The 22,325-nt window shown below is 68.3% G+C and carries 23 protein-coding genes; 8 read left to right on the forward strand and 15 right to left on the reverse strand.

Features of this window, described 5'->3' with window-relative positions; translation table 11 throughout:
- From ACEU5R_RS19855 to nhaA, 4 genes are all read right to left on the reverse strand, one after another.
- The coding region (locus tag ACEU5R_RS19855; RefSeq protein WP_392411352.1) for a hypothetical protein at nt 1–232 on the reverse strand (232 nt) is incomplete at its 3' end.
- Between the two features lie 3 nt (nt 233–235).
- Nucleotides 236–1,024 (reverse strand): PH domain-containing protein, encoded by a 789-nt coding sequence (locus ACEU5R_RS19860; RefSeq protein WP_392411353.1) that lies wholly within the window; start codon nt 1,022–1,024, stop codon nt 236–238.
- 126 nt (nt 1,025–1,150) lie between these two features.
- The gene (locus tag ACEU5R_RS19865) at nt 1,151–1,540 is read right to left on the reverse strand and encodes a DUF488 domain-containing protein (RefSeq protein ID WP_392411354.1); all 390 of its coding nucleotides are present in this window, start codon (nt 1,538–1,540) and stop codon (nt 1,151–1,153) included.
- A gap of 62 nt (nt 1,541–1,602) precedes the next feature.
- On the reverse strand, nt 1,603–2,841 hold the full coding sequence (gene nhaA / locus ACEU5R_RS19870) for a Na+/H+ antiporter NhaA (protein WP_392411355.1): 1,239 nt from the start codon (nt 2,839–2,841) through the stop codon (nt 1,603–1,605).
- Between the two features lie 1,005 nt (nt 2,842–3,846).
- On the opposite strand from nhaA, the gene ACEU5R_RS19875 reads away from it, so the two are divergent.
- A complete protein-coding gene (locus tag ACEU5R_RS19875) occupies nt 3,847–4,953 on the forward strand; it encodes a glycosyltransferase (protein ID WP_392411380.1) in 1,107 nt (368 codons plus the stop codon).
- A gap of 24 nt (nt 4,954–4,977) precedes the next feature.
- Here the strand turns inward: ACEU5R_RS19875 and ACEU5R_RS19880 are convergent, their stop codons facing one another.
- The 4 genes from ACEU5R_RS19880 to ACEU5R_RS19895 form a co-directional block, all read right to left on the reverse strand.
- Nucleotides 4,978–5,442 carry an HIT family protein gene (locus ACEU5R_RS19880; protein WP_392411356.1) on the reverse strand — a complete coding sequence of 155 codons (465 nt, stop codon included), beginning with the start codon at nt 5,440–5,442 and terminating at the stop codon, nt 4,978–4,980.
- Nucleotides 5,443–5,491: 49 nt separating this feature from the next.
- Nucleotides 5,492–5,941 carry a GNAT family N-acetyltransferase gene (locus ACEU5R_RS19885; RefSeq protein ID WP_103271544.1) on the reverse strand — a complete coding sequence of 150 codons (450 nt, stop codon included), beginning with the start codon at nt 5,939–5,941 and terminating at the stop codon, nt 5,492–5,494.
- Nucleotides 5,942–5,963: 22 nt separating this feature from the next.
- On the reverse strand, nt 5,964–7,430 hold the full coding sequence (pap, locus tag ACEU5R_RS19890) for a polyphosphate:AMP phosphotransferase (protein WP_392411357.1): 1,467 nt from the start codon (nt 7,428–7,430) through the stop codon (nt 5,964–5,966).
- A gap of 122 nt (nt 7,431–7,552) precedes the next feature.
- Nucleotides 7,553–8,416, reverse strand: coding sequence for an MBL fold metallo-hydrolase (locus ACEU5R_RS19895; RefSeq protein ID WP_392411358.1), 864 nt, complete (start codon nt 8,414–8,416; stop codon nt 7,553–7,555).
- 151 nt (nt 8,417–8,567) lie between these two features.
- Here ACEU5R_RS19895 and ACEU5R_RS19900 point away from each other — a divergent pair, with 151 nt between their 5' ends.
- The 5 genes from ACEU5R_RS19900 to ACEU5R_RS19920 are packed head-to-tail and all read left to right on the forward strand — an operon-like array spanning nt 8,568 to nt 11,870.
- Nucleotides 8,568–8,918, forward strand: coding sequence for a helix-turn-helix transcriptional regulator (locus ACEU5R_RS19900; RefSeq protein WP_212313607.1), 351 nt, complete (start codon nt 8,568–8,570; stop codon nt 8,916–8,918).
- Complete coding sequence (locus ACEU5R_RS19905) at nt 8,915–9,346, forward strand: YeeE/YedE family protein (protein ID WP_392411359.1); 432 nt, start codon at nt 8,915–8,917, stop codon at nt 9,344–9,346. The genes ACEU5R_RS19900 and ACEU5R_RS19905 overlap by 4 nt, the downstream gene beginning before the upstream one ends.
- A gap of 1 nt (nt 9,347) precedes the next feature.
- Nucleotides 9,348–9,767: a DUF6691 family protein gene (locus ACEU5R_RS19910; protein ID WP_392411360.1), complete on the forward strand. Its 420-nt coding sequence runs from the start codon at nt 9,348–9,350 to the stop codon at nt 9,765–9,767.
- Nucleotides 9,768–9,801: 34 nt separating this feature from the next.
- Entirely contained in the window at nt 9,802–11,040 is a 1,239-nt protein-coding gene (locus tag ACEU5R_RS19915) for an FAD/NAD(P)-binding oxidoreductase (RefSeq protein WP_392411361.1), read from the forward strand.
- A gap of 14 nt (nt 11,041–11,054) precedes the next feature.
- Nucleotides 11,055–11,870 (forward strand): sulfite exporter TauE/SafE family protein, encoded by an 816-nt coding sequence (locus tag ACEU5R_RS19920; protein WP_392411362.1) that lies wholly within the window; start codon nt 11,055–11,057, stop codon nt 11,868–11,870.
- Nucleotides 11,871–11,905: 35 nt separating this feature from the next.
- Here the strand turns inward: ACEU5R_RS19920 and ACEU5R_RS19925 are convergent, their stop codons facing one another.
- The 7 genes from ACEU5R_RS19925 to ACEU5R_RS19955 all read right to left on the reverse strand — a co-directional run bounded on the left by ACEU5R_RS19925 (nt 11,906) and on the right by ACEU5R_RS19955 (nt 20,704).
- The gene (locus ACEU5R_RS19925; RefSeq protein ID WP_392411363.1) at nt 11,906–13,174 is read right to left on the reverse strand and encodes a phenylacetate--CoA ligase family protein; all 1,269 of its coding nucleotides are present in this window, start codon (nt 13,172–13,174) and stop codon (nt 11,906–11,908) included.
- 86 nt (nt 13,175–13,260) lie between these two features.
- Nucleotides 13,261–14,106 carry an ABC transporter ATP-binding protein gene (locus tag ACEU5R_RS19930; RefSeq protein WP_103271535.1) on the reverse strand — a complete coding sequence of 282 codons (846 nt, stop codon included), beginning with the start codon at nt 14,104–14,106 and terminating at the stop codon, nt 13,261–13,263.
- Between the two features lie 278 nt (nt 14,107–14,384).
- Entirely contained in the window at nt 14,385–15,725 is a 1,341-nt protein-coding gene (locus ACEU5R_RS19935; RefSeq protein ID WP_392411364.1) for an ABC transporter substrate-binding protein, read from the reverse strand.
- A 164-nt stretch (nt 15,726–15,889) separates the two neighbouring features.
- Nucleotides 15,890–16,954, reverse strand: a complete 1,065-nt coding sequence (locus tag ACEU5R_RS19940) for a branched-chain amino acid ABC transporter permease (protein ID WP_212313599.1) — start codon at nt 16,952–16,954, stop codon at nt 15,890–15,892.
- Nucleotides 16,955–16,978: 24 nt separating this feature from the next.
- Nucleotides 16,979–17,908 (reverse strand): branched-chain amino acid ABC transporter permease, encoded by a 930-nt coding sequence (locus tag ACEU5R_RS19945; protein WP_103271532.1) that lies wholly within the window; start codon nt 17,906–17,908, stop codon nt 16,979–16,981.
- Between the two features lie 10 nt (nt 17,909–17,918).
- On the reverse strand, nt 17,919–18,716 hold the full coding sequence (locus tag ACEU5R_RS19950) for an ABC transporter ATP-binding protein (protein WP_212313598.1): 798 nt from the start codon (nt 18,714–18,716) through the stop codon (nt 17,919–17,921).
- An 11-nt stretch (nt 18,717–18,727) separates the two neighbouring features.
- Complete coding sequence (locus ACEU5R_RS19955; protein ID WP_392411365.1) at nt 18,728–20,704, reverse strand: AMP-dependent synthetase/ligase; 1,977 nt, start codon at nt 20,702–20,704, stop codon at nt 18,728–18,730.
- Between the two features lie 164 nt (nt 20,705–20,868).
- Between ACEU5R_RS19955 and ACEU5R_RS19960 the strand changes: the two genes are divergently transcribed.
- Nucleotides 20,869–21,576, forward strand: coding sequence for a Crp/Fnr family transcriptional regulator (locus ACEU5R_RS19960; protein ID WP_392411366.1), 708 nt, complete (start codon nt 20,869–20,871; stop codon nt 21,574–21,576).
- A gap of 147 nt (nt 21,577–21,723) precedes the next feature.
- The gene (locus ACEU5R_RS19965) at nt 21,724–22,200 is read left to right on the forward strand and encodes a MarR family winged helix-turn-helix transcriptional regulator (RefSeq protein ID WP_392411367.1); all 477 of its coding nucleotides are present in this window, start codon (nt 21,724–21,726) and stop codon (nt 22,198–22,200) included.
- Nucleotides 22,201–22,325 lie beyond the last annotated feature (125 nt).

Raw genomic sequence — 22,325 nt, forward strand, 5'->3', positions numbered from 1 at the left:
GCACCTGGCAAGTGTGCGAGTTTTGCCAACTCAGGGTGATGGCGAGCAGTAGCACTGCACCCAGCACAGCGCCGATCGCGCCTAGCCAGCCAAAGGTGAGGCCGATGTACAGCAGCGGGATGCCGAAGACGAAGCTCATCCACCAGAGCAGCAGGAATTTCAGCGCGACGCCCATCCAGAAATAGGCTAGTACGAGCAGGCCGATGGCGAGAATGACGATGAGCAGTTTCATCGATCAGGCGCCCAGAATGCGCGTTTTCTGAGCCGCGAATTCCTTGTCGGTCAGGACGCCTCGGTCGCGCAAGGCAGACAGCCGTTCCAGCTTGCTGATGATCTCGTCATCGCTGCGTACCTGAGAAGCCGGACTTGCCGGCGTCACGGGTGAGGCCGAAGCCTGGGGCGCGTGTGCTGCTTCGGGTATCCCGGCGGCAACGGAGATCGTGTCGTGGGCGCGGGATGCGCCAGCCACTTCCGCAGCCTCGATGATGTCCTCCTCGGCGGCGGCGGGGGCGGCGGGTGGCGCGAGCGCAAGGGGCGCGTCGGACGCCGCGTCGCTGTCGGGTAGCGGGGGCGGCACGAGGTAGACCGGCACGGGGTTGTTGGCTGGCTTGCGCGCGTCCACGGCCTGCTGCACGCGGTTGGTGAACGGCACGATCGATTTCTTCCAGACGTTGGTGATCTGGTAGGTGCCGGAGCTGTCCCGGATGTGGATGTCGCCGAACAGCCAGCGGGTGGTGAAGGAGACGGAGCTGACTTTGTCCAGGTCTATGACGGCCTGGCGCAGCCCATAGACCATGCCCTTGTCCAGGAAAATGATGCGCCGGTCGGTCAGGGTGATGAGCCAGGTGTCGTTGTTCATCAAGCCCGTGGCGAAGGCCAGCACTTGTTCGCCATCCTGCAGGATGTGCGGTACGTGGTCCAGTTCCTTTTTGGAGAGGAACTGGGTCTCGCGCATTTCCGTGGCGATATCGTTGTAGCGCGCCCTGAGTTGTTCTGGCGTAGCGGTCTTGAAGTCGAAGTCCATCGATGCTCTGCGGGGTTGCGGTGCGGGGCTCAAGCCGCGCCTATCTTACGTTAAGGATGTGAAAGATTGCGCCCGCAGGCATAGCGGCGCGAGTGCGCCCGAAGAGTGGCGCTGGCGGAGCGGGTATCAGGCCGCGCGCCCGCCGCCCTTGCGCGCATGCGCCAGCAGCGCTTCGCGCAGCGCCACGGCCTGGTTGTGTTCAGTATTGCGCGCGCCATAGAGCAAGGTCAGCGGCCTCTTGCCGGCGGCTTGCAGCAGCGCGCTCATGCGGGCCTGTTGTTCGGGCGCGGCCAGTTCCGCGTTGTAGCGCTGGCGGAATTCGTCCCAGCGTTCGTCGACGTGGCCGAACCATTTGCACAGTTCGGTGGACGGGGCGATGTCGCGCGCCCACTCGTCCAGGCCCAGGTCGGCGCGGCGCAGGCCGCGCGGCCACATGCGGTCGACCAGGGCCTTGTAGGCTTCGTCCGGGCCGGTGCCTTCGTAGATGCGTTGGAGGGAGATCGCGGGCGCTTTCATGGCCGCTCCTGGGTGGGCGTTGCGGCCAGTCTACCGCAACGCCTGGAGTGCCCGTGATGACGCTAGCGGGCCTGAGCGGTGACGGCGGATGTCGCCGCCGGCGCCGCGCCGCCGCTCGCGCGCAGCAGCGCGAAACCGACGATGGCCGAGGCCAGCGAGCCGGTCAGCACGCCGAGCTTGGTGGCGTCCACGGCGGCCGGATCGGTGAAGGCCAGCGCGCCGATGAACAGGCTCATGGTGAAGCCGATGCCGCACAGCAGCGCCACGCCGTACAGCTGCGCGTAACTGGCGTGGCGCGGCAGGGTCGCCACGCCGGCCTTGATGGCCAGCCAGGCGAAGCCGAACACGCCCAGCTGCTTGCCCAGGAACAGCCCCAGCGCCACGCCCAGCGGCACCGGCTGCGCCAGGCTGTCCAGGCCCATGCCGGCGAAGGACACGCCGGCGTTGGCGAAGCCGAAGATCGGCACGATCAGCAGCGCCACGGGTTTGTGCAGCGCGTGTTCCAGCGCGTGCAGCGGCGAGTGCGCGGCGGGCGCGCCCTGGTTTTGCGGGCGCAGCGGGATGGCCAGGGCCAGCGCCACGCCGGCCAGCGTGGCGTGCACGCCGGATTTCAGCACGAAGTACCACAGCACCGCGCCCAGCAACAGGTAGGGCGTCAGCCGCAACACGCCTGCGCGGTTCAGGCAGAACAGGATGGCCAGCAGCGCGGCGGCCATGCCCAGCGCGAACAGGTTCAGCTGCGACGTATAGAACAGCGCGATGATGATGATGGCGCCCAGGTCGTCCAGGATGGCCAGCGCGGTCAGGAAGATCTTGAGCGAGGTCGGCACGCGGCTGCCCAGCAGCGCCAGGATGCCCAGTGCGAAGGCGATGTCGGTGGCGGCGGGAATGGCCCAGCCGCGCAGCGTGCCGGGGCTGCCCAGGTTGATCAGCACATAGATGAGGGCGGGCATGATCATGCCGCCCAGCGCGGCGATGCCGGGCAGCACGATGCGCGAGGCGCCGCGCAACTGGCCGTCCAGCACTTCACGCTTGATCTCCAGGCCGACCAGCAGGAAGAACACGGCCATCAGGCCGTCGTTGATCCAGTGCAGCACGGATTCCTTGAGGACGACGGGGCCCAGGCTGAAGCCGAGCTTGGCGCCCAGCGCGTCGAAGTAGGCTGGCGCGAGCCCGCTGTTGGCGACGAGCAGCGCCAGCAGGGCGGCGAGCATCAGGACGTAGCCGCCGAGGGCTTCGGATTTCAGGAACGCCTGCAGGAACGAGGCGGACCGCGGGGCGGGAGGGGCCGGATGGCTCACGTGGACTCCTTTACTACCTTTCGGTGAGTGCGCGGCGAACGGCGACGGCGAGGGGCGGCGGCTCCATGCCGTGGTTCGGGTTGAGGATGGCTTGCCGGGCGGATCCGCCGCCTGGGCGGGCGGCAGCCGGAAGGCGCCGGGATCCCTGGCAAAGCTTACTTGGCGCGGCGGGCGCCGGGAATGCGCGTGGTCTGGCGGGACGGCGCGCGAGGCGTCCGGCGCGGGCCGGACGGGTTGCGCCCGCAGTCGGATCGCGGGCGCACGAAAGCTGAATTCTACCTGAAAGATGAAGAATTTGTTCCACAAGATCATGCATGTTCCGTGAAATTTGTGCGAACAGGGCGCTAATTTAATTACGGGTCTCCCGCTACCATCGCCAGCGTTTCCTCTGGGCGCACGCGGCAGGCGGCGGCGCATTCGCCGCGCCTGTCCACGCCGCCCTGGCTTTTTTCAGGACCGCCGCCGATGTCATCCTCCTCCCGCAACCCGCATGCCACCCAGGCGTCAAGGACGCCGCTGCTGGCCCGCCTGCCGGCGATCCAGACGCTCAGCTACCAGCGGCCGGGGGCGCGAGGCGCGCCGCTGCTGGTGGATGCCGGCCCGGAAGTGTTGAGCACAAATGTCGGTTCCGGCGCCGGTCGGGCGCTGTCCGAACTGCCGGGCGGCTATCGCTTGGATACCTTGCTGCCCGGTCCGCGCCTGCAGGCCTGGGCCCGGGGCGGGGCGGGGTTCAGCCTGTCGCGCGACGGCCAGGTCCAGGTGGGATGGGGACGCCGGCTGGCCGCCACGGAGTTCGAGGCGCTGGGCGACGGCCAGCCGGGGCTGGCGATGCTGGAGCCGGAAGAGATCCGTTATCTGGAGGCTTATCTGTTGTGGCAGGGACGACGCTGGAGCGACGCGGAGGACGGGATCGACGCCGGTCCTGGCGAGGCGAGCGCGTTCGATCCGTTCAGCAGCCAGGCGCGGACTCGCGCTTGCGTGGCCGAATCCGCCGGCCTTTCCGGCCTGCGCATCCTGCACACCGAGGCGGCCACCTCGTTCGGCGGGCAGGAGTTCTGCATCTACAAGGAGATGGTGGCGATGCGCGAGCGCGGCCATCACCTGGAGGCCGTGTGCCAGCCGCAGGCCGAGCTGGGCGGCCGGCTGCGCGAGGCGGGCTTCAAGGTCCACAACCTGCTGATGGACGGGCCGGTGAATTTCCTGCGCGGCGTGTCGGCGCTGCGGCGGGTGCTGCGCGGCGGGCGCTTCGATGTGCTGAACACGCACAGCCGGCGCGACACCGTGCTGGCGTCCATCGGCGCGCGGCTAGCCGGCACGCCGCTGATCGTGCGCACGCGCCACCTGGCCAAGCCGATCCACTCGCTGTACGCCTATACCTGGCTGGCGCACCGCGTGATCGCCGTCAGCCGCTATGTGCGCGGCCAGTTGCTGGAAGGCGGCGCGCGGCCCGAGGCGGTCGAGGTGATCCATTCGCCGGTGTCCCTGCCACCGGACCGGCCGGGCGCCTGCCTGCGCCGCGAGTTGTCGATTCCGCCGGAGGCCAAGGTGGTGGGCTGCGTGGCGGTGATGCGGGCGGAAAAAGGGCATGAGGATCTGATCGAGGCCTTCAGCCGGGTGTCTCGCCGCCATGCCGACGCGCATCTGGTGTTGGTGGGCGATGGCATGCCGCTGGCGGAGCAGTTGCGCGAGCGCGTGCGCGCGCTGGGGCAGGCGCTGGCGCGGCGCATCCATTTCGCGGGACGGCGCAAGGATGTGGGCACGGCGTTGCGGGCCTTCGACGTGTTCGCGCTGCCGACACGGCGCGAGGCCTTCGGCACGGTGTTCGTGGAGGCCGCCGCGATGGGGCTGCCGGTGATCGGCACGCAGGTGGGCGGCGTGCCCGAAACCATGATGCCGGGCCGCAGCGGCCTGCTGGTGCCGCCGAATGATCCGGGCGCGCTGGCGCAGGCGCTGGACCTGCTGCTGGGCGACGCGGCGCTGCGCCGCCGCATGGGCGAGGCGGGCCGGGCGCGCGTGCGCGACCTGGGCCTGTTCACGCCGGCGCGCGTGGCGCAGGACGTGGAAAACGTCTACCACCGCTGGCTGAGCGAGCGGCGCGGGACGGCGGCGTAGCGTCGCGCTGACGCTACCCCTGGTTCAATGCCAGAGCAGCGCGTTCATGGCCTCGACCAGGCGGTCGCGGTAGCGCGGCAGCTGCGCCTGCGTGCGCGCCAGCCGGCCCTTCAACTCGGCGGGCTCGGCGCCCTTGGCGATGCGGGCCGGGGCCCAGATCGGGTCGGGGAAATGGCGGTCGCCGCGCCAGCGCGGGATCACGTGCCAGTGCAGGTGCGGCACCATGTTGCCCAGCGAGGCCAGGTTGATCTTGTCGGGCGACAGGATGGCCTGCTGGGTTTCCTCGACCACGTACACGGCCTTCATCAGCAGCTCGCGGCCGTGCGCCGACAGGCTGGTCATCTCGGCCAGGTGGCCGTTCCAGATCACGCGGGTGAAGCCGGGGTAGTCGGGGTCGTTGACCTCGATGACGCGCAGGTGCGGGCCGCGCCACAGCAGCGTGCCGCCGTCTTCCTGGCACAGCGGACAGTCGGGATCGCGGGCGCTCACGGGGCTTTCCTCCGGATCGTGGCCGGGATGCGTGGGATGCGAATGCGGGTCACGGCAGCACCTTGCGATATTGGATGAAGCCGGAACGGTCGGCGATGCGGTCGTACAGCTGCATGGCGGTGGCGTTGGTCTCGTGGGTCAGCCAGTACACGCGCGCGGCATTGTTGGCGGCGGCCTGGGCGTAGACGTGTTCGATCAGCTTGCGGCCCGCGCCGGTGCCGCGCGCCTCGGGCGTTACGTACAGGTCCTGCAGATAGCAATAGTCGCCGGCGGTCCAGGTGGAGCGGTGGAAGATCCAGTGGACCATGCCGATGGCCTTGCCGCCGTCGTAGGCCAGCGCCACGTGCATGGGCTCGGCCGGGTCGAGCAGGCGATCCCAGGTGTTGCGCGTGACGGCGTCGGCGATGTCGACGCGGTAGAAGTCCTGGTAGCCCTTCCACAGCGGCAGCCAGACATCGAAGTCGGCGGCGGTGGCGGGGCGGATTTCCGTGGTGCTCATGGGCAATGCCTCCGGTTGCGGATCAGCGTGGGTTTTCCAGTGCCTCGACGATGTGGCGCAGCACCTGCAGGCGGGCGTAGCGCTTGTCGTTGGCCGATACCAGGTGCCAGGGCGCGTGGGCCACGTCGGTGCGCGTCAGCATCTCGTTGGTGGCGGCGGCGTATTCCTTCCACTTGTCGCGGTTGCGCCAGTCGTCGGGCGTGATCTTGAAGTTCTTGAACGGTGATTTCTCGCGTTCCTTGAAGCGTTCGAGCTGCACGTCGGGCGTGACCGCCAGCCAGAATTTCAGCACCAGCGCGCCGCTGCCCGACAGCTGTTCCTCGAAGTCGTTGATCTCGGCATAGGCGCGCCGCCAGTCGGCGGGGCGGGCCAGCTTCTCGACGCGCTCGACCAGCACGCGACCGTACCAGGAGCGGTCGAAGATGGCGATGCGGCCCCGGCGCGGCAGCTGGCGCCAGAAGCGCCACAGATAGGGGCGCGAGAGTTCATAGCTGTTGGGCGCGGCGACGGGCGTGATGTCGAACTGGCGCGCGTCCAGCGCATGCGTGACGCGGCGGATCGCGCCGCCCTTGCCGGCGGCGTCCTGGCCCTCGAACACCAGCACCAGCGAGCGGTCCTGGAATCTCTTCGAACGCGCGGCGCGGGCCAGCCGGCCCTGCAGCAGGCCGAGTTCGGACTCGTAGTCCTCGCGGTCGATGCGGGCCTCGTAGTCGAGCTGGCCGAGCCGGTCGACGATGCGCGCCGGCCCCGAATGCGCCACGAAGCCGGGCGGGATGCGCGGCACGCTGCGCTGGCGCATGGCGGCCAGCACGGCCTCGGCGGTGCGCGCGGCGCGCATCTGCTCGTCGGCGCTGGGGATCACCACCCAGGGCGCGTGGCCGCAGTCGGTGTGGTTGATGACGATCTGGCCGCCGTTGCGCAGACGGTTGTACTTCTTGAAGACCTTCAGGTCGGCGGGGGCGACTTGCCACGAGGTCTCGGGGCTGCTCAGAAGGCGCTCGGCGCGCGCCTTTTGCGCGTCGGCGGACAGGTGGAACCACAGTTTGACGATCTGCACGCCCTCGGCGGTCAGCATGGCCTCGAAGCGGCGGATGGCGGCGGACAGGGCTTCGATGGTGTCCTGGTTGGGCCGCTTGCGCGAGGTTTCGCGCAGCAGCTGCGCGTACCAGGAACCGAACACGATGCCGGTGCTGCCCTTGGCGGGCAGGTCCTTCCAGTAGCGCCACAGCCAGGGGCGTTCCAGCTCCTCGCCTTCGGGCGGGCCGTAGGCCAGCGTCTTGATGTGGCGCGGGTCCATCCACTCGTTGAGCAGGTTGACCGTGGCGCCCTTGCCGGCGCCGTCGATGCCGGCGACCACCACCAGCAGGGATTTTTCCGCCTTCTGCAGGCGCTGGTACTGCGCGTTCAGCAGGGCGACGCGCAGGCGCGCCTCGATGGGCTTGAAGGCTTCTTTGGACAGGCTGGGGTCGGCTTCGGCTTCGGCGAACATGGCTGGAGTCCGCGGCGGGCGGACAGAGGCGTATCGATCAGGCGATCTTGCGGGATATCCCCGCCGCACGCAAGTGCGCGCGACGCCGGATCCGGGCCGCGCGCCTGCCGTGGGCGCCGGCCTCAGAGCGTGTCGACCGGGATCTTCAGATAGCGCACGCCATTGTCTTCGGCCGGCGGGAAATGGCCGGCGCGGATGTTGACCTGGATGGCCGGCAGGATCAGCGTGGGCATGCCCAGCGTGGCGTCGCGCCGGGTGCGCATGGCGACGAATTCGTCCTCGCTGATGCCGTCGCGCACGTGGATGTTGGCCTGGCGCTGCTCGGCCACCGTGGTCTGCCAGCGCGCCTCGCGCCCCGCCGGCGGATAGTCGTGGCACATGTACAGGCGCGTGACGGCGGGCAGGTCCAGCAGCCGCCGGATGGAGCGGTACAGCTGGCGCGCGTCGCCGCCGGGGAAGTCGCAGCGCGCCGTGCCCACGTCCGGCATGAACAGCGTGTCGCCGACGAAGGCGGCGTCGCCCACCAGGTAGGCCATGTCGGCCGGCGTGTGGCCGGGCACGTGGATGGCGGTGGCCTCCAGCGCGCCAATGCGGAAGGTCTCGCCGTCGGCGAACAGGCGGCCGAACTGCGAGCCGTCCAGCGCGAAGCCCGGCTCCAGGTTGAAGATGCGCTTGAACACGCCCTGCACGGCGCGGATGGCGCCGCCGATGGCGATGACGCCGCCCAGCTGCTTCTGCAGGTAGGGGGCGGCCGAGAGATGGTCGGCGTGGGCGTGGGTCTCCAGCAGCCAGTCGGTCCGCAGGCCATGCTGGCGCACGTACTCGATCACGCGGTCGGCGCCGGCGGTGCTGGTGCGGCCGGACTTGGGGTCGTAGTCCAGCACCGAATCGATGATGGCACAGGCGCCGCCCGGCGCGTCTTCATGGACCACATAGGTGACGGTGGCGGTGACCGGATCGAAGAAGGCCTGGATGATGGCGGGCATGGCGGACGCTCGGATGGGCCGCGCGGGCGGACCGGAATGGGAACGAAGCGCCGGGGCGGCGCTTCAATTTACATTTTTCAATAATATTGTTTGATATTTTATCGGTCAATATAATGATCAAACCCTGCGCTACCGATAGCCCCTCCGTCAAATGAATGCCTCCCTGACCCAATGCGAAGTCGCCGTGCTGCGCGAATCCGCCTCCCAGGCCTGCGCGCTGCTCAAGGCGCTGGCCAACGAAGACCGGCTGCTGCTGCTGTGCCAGCTGGTCGGCCATGAACGCAACGTGGGCGAACTGGAGGCGCTGACCGGCATTCGCCAGCCCACCCTGTCGCAACAGCTGGGCGTGCTGCGCGACGAAGGCCTGGTGGCGACGCGCCGCGACGGCAAATACGTCTACTACCAGATGGCCAGCTTCGAGGTCAGCCAGGTGATGAAGACCTTGTCCAGCCTGTATTGCGGCAAGGCCATGGATGCCCTGCATCAGATGCCCCAATCATGAATCTGGACTGGAGTGCCTTCACGCCGGGACCGGCCGCGGCCGGCGGCCTGCTGATCGGCGCGGCGGCCGTGCTGCTGATGCTGGGGGCTGGGCGCATCGCCGGCATCAGCGGCATCGTCGGCAATTTGCTGCCGCCCGCGCCGGGCGGCGGCTGGCGGCTCGCGTTCCTGCTGGGCCTGTGCGCGTCACCCTGGTTCTATCAACTGTACGCGGCCTTGCCGCCTGCCACGATCGAGGCCGGGCCGCTGCGCCTGGTCGTCGCCGGCCTGCTGGTCGGGCTGGGCACGCGCTATGCCTCGGGCTGCACCAGCGGCCACGGCGTTTGCGGGCTGTCGCGCGGTTCGCGTCGCTCGCTGGCGGCCACCGCGCTGTTCATGGGGGCGGGCTTCGCCGTCGTCTACGTGCTGCGCCACGTGCTGGGCGCCTGACATGAAAATCGCCAGCGCCCTGCTCGCGGGATTGCTGTTCGGCCTGGGGCTGATCGTGTCCGGCATGGCCGACCCGGCCAAGGTGCTGGGCTTTCTGGACCTGGCCGGCGCCTGGGATCCGTCGCTGGCCTTCGTGATGGCCGGCGCGGTGCTGGCCGCGAGTCTCGGCTATGCATGGCTGCGGCGGCGCGGCCGCGCGCTGGACGGCGGACCGCTGCACTGGCCGCCGCCCGCGCGCGTGGATGTTCGGCTGGCCGTCGGCAGCCTGGTGTTCGGCGCGGGCTGGGGGCTGGCCGGCTTCTGTCCCGGGCCGGCGCTGGTCAACGCCGCCGCCGGCCTGCCGCAGGCGCTGATCTTCGTGGCGGCCATGGTGGCCGGCATGGCGTTATTCTCGGCCCTCGACTATCTGAAAAAACGCTAAGACGGCCGCGAGCCGGCCGCGCAGGAGACAAACAATGCAGAAGACGGAGACGGCGCAGCGCGATTTCGATGTGGTGGTGGTGGGAGGCGGATCGGCGGGCATCGGCGTGACGGCCAGCCTGCTGCGGCGCCGCCCCGGCCTGCGCATCGCGGTGATCGAGCCCAGCGACAATCACTACTACCAGCCGGCGTGGACGCTGGTCGGCGGCGGCGCCTTCGATGTCGCCAAGACCGTGCGTCCGACGCAGGCCGTGATGCCCGCGCGCGCGACCTGGCTGCGCGCCGCCGTGGCCGGCTTCGAGCCCGAGTCCGACACCGTGCGCCTGGCCGACGGCCGCGCCGTCAGCTATCGCCAGCTGATCGTGTGCCCGGGACTGCGGCTGGCCTGGGACAAGGTCGAGGGCCTGTCCGACACGCTGGGCAAGCACGGCGTCAGCTCCAACTATCGCTATGACCTGGCGCCCTATACCTGGGAGCTGGTGCGCGGCTTCCAGGGCGGCCAGGCGCTGTTCACCCAGCCCGCCATGCCGATCAAATGCGCCGGCGCGCCGCAGAAGGCCATGTACCTGGCCTGCGACCACTGGCTGCGCAACGGCGTGCTGGGCCGCGCCCAGGTCCAGTTCGACCTGGCCGGCGCGGCGCTGTTCGGCGTGCCGACCTTCGTGCAGCCGCTGATGCGCTATGTCGAGCGCTACGGCATCGCGCTGAACTTCAATTCCACGCTGGTGGCGGTGGACGGCCCGGCGCGCAAGGCCTGGTTCGACGTGAAGAACGCCGAGGGCCAGGTCAGCCGCGTGGAAAAGAACTTCGACATGCTGCACGCGGTGCCGCCGCAATTGCCGCATGACTTCGTGCGCAACAGCCCGCTGGCCGACGCCGCCGGCTGGTGCGAGGTGGATCCGGCCACGCTGCGCCATCCGCGCTACGCCAACGTCTTCGGCCTGGGCGACACCATCAGCGCCAGCAACGCCAAGACGGCGGCCGCCGCGCGCAAGCAGATCGTGGCGGTGGCCGAGAACCTGATCGCCTGCATGGACGGCTACGCCATGCCGGTGAAGTACGACGGCTATGGCTCCTGCCCGCTGACGGTCGAGCGCGGCCGCATCGTGCTGGCCGAGTTCGGCTACGGCGGCAAGCTGCTGCCCACCTTCCCGCTGGATCCGACCGTGCCGCGCAAGAGCGCGTGGTTCCTCAAGGCCACGCTGCTGCCGTGGATCTACTGGAACGGCATGCTCAAGGGCCGCGAGTGGCTGGCCCGGCCGCTGGGCAACTGAAGGGCGGGGCAAGCATGGAAGCAGTATTGGCCGCCAGCGCGGCGCTGGGCGCCTGCGTGGGCCTGATCCTGGGCTTGACCGGCGCCGGCGGCGCCATCATGGCGGTGCCGTTGCTGGTGTTCGGCCTGCATCTGCAAGTGGCGCAGGCCGCGCCGATCGCGCTGCTGGCGGTGGGCCTGGCTGCCGCGCTGGGCGCGGCGCTGGGGCTGCGCGCGGGCAAGGTGCGCTATCGCGCGGCGGGCTTCATCGCGGCCACCGGCATCGTGGTGTCGCCGCTGGGCCTGTGGGCCGCGCGACGGCTGCCGAACGCGCCGCTGGCCGTGATCTTCGCGGGCGTGCTGGGCTGGGTGGCCTGGCGCATGTGGCGCGGCGGCCAGCCCGCCACGGCGGCAGCGCCCGCGCATTGCCCGCCCTGCCTGCTCAACGCCGACACCGGCCGCTTGCGCTGGACCGCGCCTTGCGCGCGGGCGCTGGGCGGCACCGGCGTGACGGCGGGCTTCCTGTCGGGCCTGCTGGGCGTGGGGGGCGGCTTCGTGATCGTGCCGGCGCTGCGCCGCGCCACCGACCTGCCCATGCAGGCCATCGTGGCCACGTCGCTGGCGGTGATCGCGCTGGTGTCGGCCAGCGGCGTGATCGCGGCGGCGGCCGGCGGGCACCTGGAATGGCGCATCGCGCTGCCCTTCACGCTGGCGGCCGTCGCCGGCATGCTGGCCGGGCGCGCGGTGGCCGATCGTTTTCCGCCGAGGCGGTTGCAGCAGAGCTTCGCGCTGTTCGCCGCCGTGGTGGCGGCGGCCATGCTGGTCAAGGGGCTGAGCGGGCTGGCGGGCTGAGGCGTCCGGGGGACGGCCGCGCCCGCCGCGCGCGTCTATTCGTAGGTCCGCACGTCGTCGATGACCTTGCCGTCGTTGGGCAGGCCGCCCACGTCCACCCATTCCACGTCGCCGCGCAGCTTGGTCAGGTCGCGCAGCGAGTCGGCGATGCGCTTGGCCAGGTCCTCGCCGCGCACGCGCGACTCGGTCTTGAGCACCATGCGGTCGGCGCCGGTGGTGCCGCTGATGACCAGGCGCGCGCGCAGGATTTCCGGATGGCGGCGCAGCACATCGGCCACCTGCGAGGGATGCACGAACATGCCGCGCACCTTGGTGGTCTGGTCGGCGCGGCCCATCCAGCCTCGGATGCGGGTGTTGGTGCGGCCGCAGGGCGACACGCCGGGCAGCACCGCCGACAGGTCCCCCGTTCCGAAGCGCACCAGCGGATAGTCCGGGTTCAGCGTGGTCACCACCACTTCGCCGACCTCGCCGTCGGGCACGGGCTCGCCGGTGCCGGGACGCACGATCTCGACGATGATGTCCTCGCCCAGCACCAGCCCCTGGCGCGCCGGCGTCTCGAACGCGATCATGCCCAGGTCGGCGCTGCCGTAGGCCTGGTAGCCCTCGATGCCGCGCGCGGCCAGCCAGTCGCGCAGCGACGGCGGGAAGGCCTCGCCCGAGACCAGCGCGCGCCGCAGCGAGTCCAGCCGCACGCCGAGTTCGTCGGCCTTTTCCAGGATGATCTTCAGGAAGCTGGGCGTGCCGGTATAGCCGCTGGGCGCCAGGTCGGCGATGGCGCGCACCTGCTGCTCGGTCTGGCCGGTGCCGCCGGGAAAGACGGTGCAGCCCACGGCGTGCGCGGCGGTTTCCATCATGGAGCCGGCCGGCGTGAAGTGATAGGAAAAGCAGTTGTAGGCCAGCTCGCCGGCGCGGAAACCCGCCGCGTACAGCGCGCGGGCGAAGCGCCAGTAGTCGGCGCGCGCGCTTTCCGGTTCATAGATCGGGCCGGGCGAGGCGAACACGCGCAACGCCTCGCCCCAGCCGATGGCCGAGAAGCCGCCAAAGGCCTTCACCGGCCCGGCGGGCGCGGCGGCGTCGTCGCGGCTGTGTTGCTGGCGCTCCAGCAGCTCGTGCTTGCGCAGCACCGGCAGCCGGGCCAGCGCCGCGCGCGAATCGACCGTGGCGGGATCGACGCCGCGCAGCTGCTCGGCAATGGCCGGCGAGCGCGCCATCGCGTGGGCGATGGCGCCGGGCAGGGCGGCCATCAGCTCGCGCTCGCGTTGCTCGGGCGCTCGTGTTTCCAGGACATCGAAAAACTCGGACATGGGATCGCACCCTCTCGTGTTCCGTACTGCGGTGTCGTTGCCGGCGGCGCCGGGACGCGCCCGGCAGCCGCCTTGTGGGGGTATCGCTAGGCCAGCCAGCGCTTGCGGCGGCGATAGAACTTGTTGTCGCGGAAGCTCTTGCGCTCGCCGCTGGAAATGCCCAGGTAGAACTCCTTGACGTCCTCGTTCTGCGCCAGGTCGGCGGCGGCGCCATCCATCATGACGCGGCCGTTTTCCAGGATGTAGCCGTAGTCGGCGTAGCGCAGCGCGATATTGGTGTTCTGCTCGGCCAGCAGGAAGCTGACGCGCTCGCGCTGGTTCAGGTCGCGCACGATCTCGAAGATCTCTTCCACGATCTGCGGCGCAAGCCCCATGGACGGCTCGTCCAGCAGGATCATGTTGGGATTGGCCATCAGCGCGCGGCCGATGGCGGTCATCTGCTGCTCGCCGCCCGAGGTGTAGCCGGCCTGGCTGGCGCGGCGCTGCTTCAGGCGCGGGAAATACTGGTACACCCGCTCCAGCGCGGCGGCGGTGTCGCCACGGCTCATGCTGCGCGTATAGGCGCCGGTGAGCAGGTTCTCTTCGATGGTCAGGTGGGCGAAGCAGTGCCGGCCCTCCATCACCTGCACCACGCCGCGCTTGACCAGCTCGGCGGGCGACAGCTTCTCGATGCGCTGGTCGCGGTACTGGATATGACCCTTGGTCACATCGCCGCGCTCGCCCTTGAGCAGGTTCGAAATGGCGCGCAGGGTCGTGGTCTTGCCCGCCCCGTTTGCGCCCAGCAGCGCCACGATGCGGCCTTCCGGCACCTGCAGGGACACGCCCTTGAGCACCAGGATGACGTGGTTGTAGATCACCTCGATGCCGTTCACGTCGAGCAGCACCTTGGGCGTGTCCGCGGCGGCGGCGTTGGCAGTATTGGCGGCGGTCATGATCGTTCCTGCTGCGTGGTGGCGGCCGCCCCGCGTGGGGTCGGCCGCCGGTTCATACGAAAGCTGCAAAGTCGTTGTGTACACATCCGGCCGCATGCGGCCGGAATCAATACAGGCACTGCGAAACTGGCAAGCTGTCCGAAGGCAGGCCCCCTATGGAGACAACCCGGCACGTTCAACAGGTGCTCCACAATCGGGGCCGCCGCGGATCCGGCTTCGCCGGTCCGCGCCCGCGGCGCCCCCTTGGGGGGAGGCGCCGCAGGCGCTTCGGGGGGGATTTACCCTTCACACTTTCTCGGGGTGATGTTCTTTTCCTTGGCGTACTTCGCCGCGGCTTCCGTCACCATCGGGTCCAGGATGGTCTTGTCGGCCTGGTACCAGTCCGAGACCACCTTGAACTTCGCGCCGTCCCACTGCACGATGCGGGCCCAGTCATCACCCTTGTGATTGGCGCACGAGGTCTTGACCGGACGCATGATCTGGCCGAAGCCCAGCTGGTTCAGCCGTTCCTGGGTCAGGTTCAGGTTCTCGAAGCCCCAGCGCACCTGGTCCGGCGTGAGCGCCTTGCCCTTGCCGAACTTTTCCTGCGCGGTGCGGATCGCCTCGACCTGCATCATCGAGATCATCATGCCGCGCGTGTGGGCGATGGTGCCCAGCGTGGTGTTGCCCGACTTGTCGGAGCCCTGGCCCTTGTCGTAGACGTGCTTCTTCAGATCGTCATAGACCTTGTCGTGTTCGGCGCCGCTGTTGTGGATGGTGATGGCGTTGTAGCCCTTGGCGACTTCGCCCAGGTCCTTCACGTCGCCCTCCGAGCCGGCCCACCAGATCGCGTACATCTTGTCGCGCGGATAGCCGCTGGCCTGGGCTTCGCGGATGGCGGTCGGCGTCATGATGCCGGCGCTCCACAGCAGCACGTAGGCGGGACGCGCCTGGCGGATCTGCAGCCAGGTGGACTTCTGTTCCACGCCCGGCGCGGTCACCGGATACAGCAGCAGCTCGAAGCCTTCCTTGGCCGCGCGCTTCTGCAAGAGCGGAATCGGTTCCTTGCCATACGGCGAGTCGTGGTAGACCAGGGCGATCTTCTTGCCCTTGAGCTTGGCCATGCCGCCTTCTTTCTTGGCGATGTCCTGGATCATCACGTCGGCGGCGGTCCAGTAGGTGCCCAGCAGCGGGAAGTTCCACTCGAACACGCTGCCGTCGACCGACTGCGACAGGCCGTAGCCCATGGTCTCGACCGGCACCTTGTCGACGATGGCCTTGTCGCTGACCGCGAAGGTGATGCCGGTGGATTGCGTATCGAAGCCCGATGCGCCCGTGCCCTTGCTCTTCAGGCGTTCATAGCATTCGACGCCACGGTCGGTCGCGTAGGCGGTCTCGCACTCTTCGTACGTGATCTTGACGCCGTTGACGCCGCCGTCGCGTTCATTGACCAGCTTCAGGTAGTCCAGCTTGCCGTCGGCCCAGGGGATGCCCAGGGGCGCGAAGGAACCCGTGCGGTACACCAGCAGCGGAACGAACTGCTCTTCCGCCGCCATCGCGGGGGTGGCCACGGCGCCGACGGCGCCGGCCGCGGCCATCACGGCCGCCGCCAACTTCAGGTTAAGACGCTTCATCTCCATTTACCTCCTGCGTGGTGCTTGGGGCGTAGACCCTGGGACACCGGGATTGGCCCGGTCTGGAGCCGGGTATTCAGGCTGCCTCGGCGCGGGCTCATGGCGCCGCGCCGGGCAATGATCAATACAGACGTAATGCGATACCTGCGATGTCGCAGCGGAGCCCGCCCCTAGTGGGGGAAGGGCCAGATGCGCAATTTCTCCTTGCCGATGCTCCACAGCCGCGCCAGCCCGTGCGGCTCGGCGATGAGGAAGAACACGATCAGCGCCCCGAACACCATGTGCTCGACGTGGGCGGCGGTGTCCACCGACAGCGGCAGGCCCAGCATGTGCGGGATGTTGCTCAGCGCCACCGGCACCAGCACGATGAAGGCCGCGCCGAAGAAGCTGCCGATGATCGAGCCCAGGCCGCCGATGATGACCATGAACAGCAGCTGGAACGAGCGGCTCAGGTCGAAGGCCAGCGGTTCCCAGGAGCCCAGGTGGATGTAGCCCCACAGCGCGCCGGCCACGCCGACGATGAAGGAGCTGACGGCGAAGGCGGTGAGCTTGGCGTACATCGGCCGGATGCCGATGACGGAAGCGGCCACGTCCATGTCGCGGATCGCCATCCACTGGCGGCCGATGGCGCCGCGCACCAGGTTCTTGGCCAGCAGGCTGAACACCGCCACCAGGATCAGCACGAACAGGTACTTTTCCATGGCGCTCTGCACCGGCAGGCCGAAGGCGGTCAGCTGCGGCACCGAGACGTTGCCCGAGGACGAGTAGTTGGTGAAGAACGGGATGCGCAGGAAGGCCCAGTCCACGAAGAACTGCGCCGCCAGCGTGGCCACCGCCAGGTACAGGCCGCGTATGCGCAGGCTGGGAATGCCGAAGATCACGCCCACGATGGTGGCGAAGCAGCCGCCCAGCAGGATCTGCACGATCAGCGGCATGCCGGGAAAGCGCACGCCGAAGTTCCAGGCCGCGTAGGCGCCCACCGCCATGAAGGCGCCGGTGCCCAGCGAGATCTGGCCGCAGTAGCCCACCAGGATGTTCAGGCCCACGGCGGCCAGCGACAGGATCAGGAAGGGAATGAGGATGGCGCGCAGCAGGTAGTCGCTGGCCAGCGCCGGGACAGCGATGAAGGCGACCGCCAGCAGCAGCCCGATGAAGATGCGGTCCTGGCGGATCGGGAAGATCTGCTGGTCGGCGCGATAGCTGGTCTTGAATTGGCCGTTTTCGCGGTAGAACATGGTTTTGTATCCTCTGCCAGTCGGCTAGACGCGGTCGATGATCTTCTCGCCGAACAGCCCTTGCGGACGGAACAGCAGGAACACCAGCGCCAGCACATAGGCGAACCAGATCTCGATGCCGCCGCCCACCAGCGACCCCAGGTAGACCTCGGACAGCTTCTCGCCCACGCCGATGATCAGGCCGCCCAGGATGGCGCCCGGCACGGACGTCAGGCCGCCCAGGATCACCACCGGCAGCGCCCGCAGCGCGGCCGTGGACAGCGTGAACTGCACGCCGAACTTCGAGCCCCAGATGATGCCGGCCACCAGCGCCACCAGGCCGGCCACGCTCCACACGATGACCCAGATGCGGTTCAGCGGGATGCCGATGGACTGCGCGGCCTGGTGGTCGTCGGCCACCGCGCGCAGCGCGCGGCCGGTGGAGGTGAATTGGAAGAACAGCGCCAGCGCGGCCACCAGCAGCGCGGCGATGACCGCCGCCGTCAGATCCTCAAGGTTGATCAGCAGGCCGCCCTCGAACATCGAGTCCAGGATCATCAGCGGATCCTTCGGCATGCCCACGTTGATCGAATACACCGAGCTGCCGAAGGTGATCTGGCCCAGGCCGTCCAGGAAGTAGCTGATGCCCAGCGTGGCCATCAGCAGCGTGGTGGCTTCCTGGTTGACCAGGTGGCGCAGCACGAAGCGCTCGATGGCGACGGCCAGCAGGAACATCACCGCCGCGCTGGCGATGAAGGCCAGCACGTTGGCCAGGATCATGTTGTCAAAGCCCAGCCAGCGCGGGAACCACTCCGAGAAGCGGGCCATCGACAGCGCGGCCACCAGCACCATCGCGCCCTGCGCGAAGTTGAAGACGCCGGACGCCTTGAAGATCAGCACGAAGCCCAGGCCGATCAGCGCGTACAGCATGCCGCTCATCAGGCCGCCGAATAAGGTCTCTAGAAAAAATCCCATGATTTCCGCCTCAGTGCGACACGCCCAGATAGGCTCTGATTACATCTTCGTTGGCCCGGACCTCATCCGGCTTGCCGTCGCCGATCTTCTTGCCGTAGTCCAGCACCACGACGCGGTCGGAGATGTCCATGACCACGCCCATGTCGTGCTCGATCAGCACGATGGTGGTGCCGAACTCGTCGTTGACGTCGAGGATGAAGCGGCTCATGTCCTGCTTTTCCTCGATGTTCATGCCGGCCATCGGCTCGTCCAGCAGCAGCAGGCGCGGCTCCATCGCCAGCGCGCGGCCCAGATCCACCCGCTTTTGCAGGCCGTAGGGCAGGCGGCCCACCGGCGTCTTGCGGTAGGCCTGGATCTCCAGGAAGTCGATGATGTTCTCGACGAACTCGCGGTGCTGGATTTCCTCGCGCTCGGCCCGGCCCAGGCGGAAGGCCTGGGACAGCAGCCCGCACTTCATGCGCAGGTTGCGGCCGGTCATGATGTTGTCCAGCACGCTCATGCCCTTGAACAGCGCCAGGTTCTGGAAGGTGCGGGCGATGCCCATCTCGGCGGCGCGGCGCGGGTTCATGCGCGAGAAGCGCTCGCCCCGGAACGAGATGCCGCCCTGCTGCGGCGTGTAGACGCCGTTGATGACGTTGAGCATCGAGCTCTTGCCGGCGCCGTTGGGTCCGATGATGGCGCGGATCTCGTGCTCGCGCACATTGAAGGAGATGTCCGTCAGCGCTTTCACGCCGCCGAAGGACAGGGAAATGTTCTGCATGTCCAGCATCACGTCGCCGATGCGCTGGTCGCGGTCGATGTCGCTCATGTTTCTGACCTTCAGGCGGCTCGGGCGGTGACGGGGGGGAATTTCTTGACCGGACGGATCTTCAGGTCGGCCGATATCCTGCCGACGCGCCCGTCCTCGAATTTCACTTCGGTCTCGATGAACTGCGACGGCTTGCCGTCGAACAGCGCGTCGATCAGCACGCCGTACTTCTGCGCGATGAAGGCGCGGCGCACCTTGCGAGTGCGGGTCAGTTCGTCGTCGTCCGGGTCCAGCTCCTTGTGCAGGATCAGGAAGCGGCTGACCTGCGAGGCGCACAGCTTGGGATCGCTGGCCAGGTCGGCGTTGACCTGCTCGACGCAGTCGGCGATCAATTGGTAGACCTCGTCCTTGCTGGCCAGGTCGGTGTAGCCGGCGTAGGGCATGCCGCGACGCTCGGCCCAGTTGCCCACGGCTTCCAGGTCGATGTTGATGAAGGCGCAGACGTCCTCGCGGCCGGCGCCGAAGGCCACGGCTTCCTTGATGTGCGGGAAGAACTTGAGCTTGTTCTCGATGTACTTGGGCGCGAACAGGCTGCCGTCGGCGAGCTTGCCCACGTCCTTGGCGCGGTCGATGATCTTGAGCTGGCCGTCGGTGTCCAGGTAGCCGGCGTCGCCGGTGCGGAACCAGCCGTCGCTGCTGTGCGCTTCCTCGGTGGCGGCGCTGTTGCGGTAGTACTCCTTGAACAGGCCGGGGCTCTTGACCAGGATCTCGCCGTTGTCGGCCACGCGGATCTCCACGCCGGCCACGGGCGGGCCGACGGTGTCGTCGCGCACCTGGCCGTCGGGCTGCACGCAGACGAACACGGAGGTCTCGGTGGAACCGTACAGCTGCTTCAGGTTGATGCCGATGGAGCGGTAGAACACGAACAGGTCCGGGCCGATGGCCTCGCCCGCCGTGTAGGCCACGCGCACGCGGCTCATGCCCAGCGCGTTGCGCAGCGGGCCGTAGATCAGCGCGTTGCCCAGCGCGTAGCGCAGCCGGTCCCACAGGCCGACGGATTCGCCGTCCAGAATCCGGGTGCCGACGCGGCGCGCCAGCTTCATGCAGGCATGGAACAGCTTGCGCTTGACGACGCCGGCGTCTTCCATGCGGATCATCACATGCGTCAGCAGCCCTTCCAGCACGCGCGGCGGCGCGAAGTAATAGGTGGGGCCGATGTCGCGCATGTCGATGGAGACGGTGTCGGGCGACTCGGGATGGTTGACCGTGAAGCCCGTGACCAGCAGCTGCGTGTACGAGAACATGTTCTGGCCGATCCAGGCCGGCGGCAGGTAGGCCAGCACGTCTTCGCGGTCGGTCAGCTGCTCCATTTCGGACACGGCGCGGGCGCGGTCGATCAGAGCGTGGTGCGTGAGCACCACGCCCTTGGGCTTGCCGGTGGTGCCGGACGTGTAGAACATGGCCGCCGGATCATGCGGCTTGACGGCCGCGACGGCGCGGGCGAAGAAGTCGGGGTGCTGCGCGGCGTATTCCTGGCCCAGCGCTTCCAGCTGCTCGTAGGACATCAGCATGGGGTCGGCGTAGTGGCGCAGGCCGCGCGGATCGTCGTACACCACGCGCTGCAATGCCGGGCACTGTTCGCGCACCTCCAGCATCTTGTCGACCTGTTCCTGGTCCTCGACCACGGCGACGCTGACTTCGGCGTCCTGCAGCACATAGACCATTTCCTGCGCGACGGCGTCCTGGTACAGCGGCACCGGAATCGCGCCCAGCGATTGCGCGGCCATCATGGCCATGTAGAGTCGCGGGCGGTTCTCGCCGATGACGGCCACGTGCATGCCGGGCCGGATGCCGGAAGCGGCCAGGCCGTGCGCGACCTGGCGCACGTGCTCGGCGACCTGCGACCAGGTCAGCGTCTGCCAGATGCCGAGGTCTTTTTCCCGTATCGCGGGCCGCGTCCCGCGTTGCTGTGCATGCGCGAGCAGCAGCGCCGGGAAAGTGTCCGACGCGGCCGGCATCGATGCGGATGCGGGCGAAGAATGTGCCACGTTGTCTCCTCCGGTTTGGGCGCAAGGGCCGGATGCCGAGTAGGCGACCGGGGCAGAGCGCTTGACCAGTTGGTTTTAGATTTACGGCAGGAGTTAAGGTATAAGGTTGGGTTGCCGCCAACTGTCACCATCGCGACATTCAAGGAACTTTTAGGGTATTCCCGATGCAGCTATCCGACTCCCTGCAACTCGCCGCGGCCTGGTTCCGCGTGCTCGACGACGAGCAGAAGTCGCGGGTCGAGCGGGACCTTACCGTGCAGCAGGCGAGCGCCGGATCGATCATAGAGCGCAAGGGCGAACTCGCCCAGGCCTGGATCGGCGTGCTGGGCGGCCTGGTGAAAGTGTCGGTGGGCAATGCCGAGGGCAAGGTCGCCTCGCTGACCGGCGTGCCGGCCGGCGGCTGGATCGGCGAGGGCTCGCTGCTCAAGCGCGAAGTCCGCAAATATGACATCGTCGCGCTGCGCGATTCGGTGGTGGCGCGACTGCCGGCGGCGACGTTCGACTGGCTGTTGGACACCAGCATCCCGTTCAACCGTTATCTGCTGCATCAATTGAACGAGCGCGTGGCGCAGTTCATCGGCAAGGCCGAGTACGACCGCTTGCTGGATCCGGACGCGCGCGTGGCGCGTTGCCTGGCCGAGCTGTTCAACCCGCTGCTGTACCCGGGCATGGGCATGCGGCTGGCCATCACCCAGGAAGAGGTCGGCTATCTGGCGCGCGTGTCGCGCCAGCGCGCCAACCAGGCCTTGCGCAAGCTGGAAGAGGCGGGGCTGCTGAGCGTGGAATATGGTGCGGTGCGGGTGTTGGACCTGGATGGCCTGAAGCAGTACGGGTCGGACCGCGAGGCGGTCGAGGGCGAGACGGCGGCGTGAGGCGACGGCGCCGGCTGGCGGTGGCAGGCTGAAGCGGCTTCGGGGTTGGTTGCGGGCGAGGCCCGCGCCGCGATGCGCCGGGCGATGAAAAGGAAAATGACGCGGACGGGTGTTGACATTAAATAGCGCGCTATTTAATATTGCGCCATGAAATCCCGATCCAAGTCCCTCGCCAAGCCGGCCAAAGGCGCGTTCAACCCGTTGCTGCTCGACAGCCAGCTGTGTTTCGCGCTGTATTCGACCTCGCTGGCGATGAACAAGGTCTATCGCAAGCTGCTCGGCGGGCTGGACCTGACCTATCCCCAGTACCTGGTCATGCTGGTGCTGTGGGAAGGCGACGGGATCACGGTCACGGACATCGGCGAACGCCTGTTCCTGGATTCGGCCACGCTGACGCCGCTGCTCAAGCGATTGGAAGCGGCGGGGCTGGTCAGCCGCAACCGCGCCCAGGCCGACGAGCGCCAGGTGATCGTGGCGTTGACGCGCCAGGGCCGCGAGCTGCGCGAGCGCGCCGAGGCCGTGCCGCATGCCATCGCCGCCGCCGCGCAATGCTCGCTGGACGAGGCGCAGGACACGATGCGGGCGCTGCACGGCCTGCGCGAGAAGCTGGTCGCCAGCCTGTGATGACGTTGCAGTGAAAGGGAGGTACAACAGGTGTTCGATTTCGTTTTATAAGTAGTGCACGATATAGTCGTTTACTACTGATTTGATCGCGCCAGGCCGCCAGAACGGGCCGGCGCCTTGCGGTC

The organism is Achromobacter sp. 413638, assembly GCF_043119405.1.
In the GTDB taxonomy this organism is placed as follows: Bacteria; Pseudomonadota; Gammaproteobacteria; order Burkholderiales; family Burkholderiaceae_B; genus Achromobacter.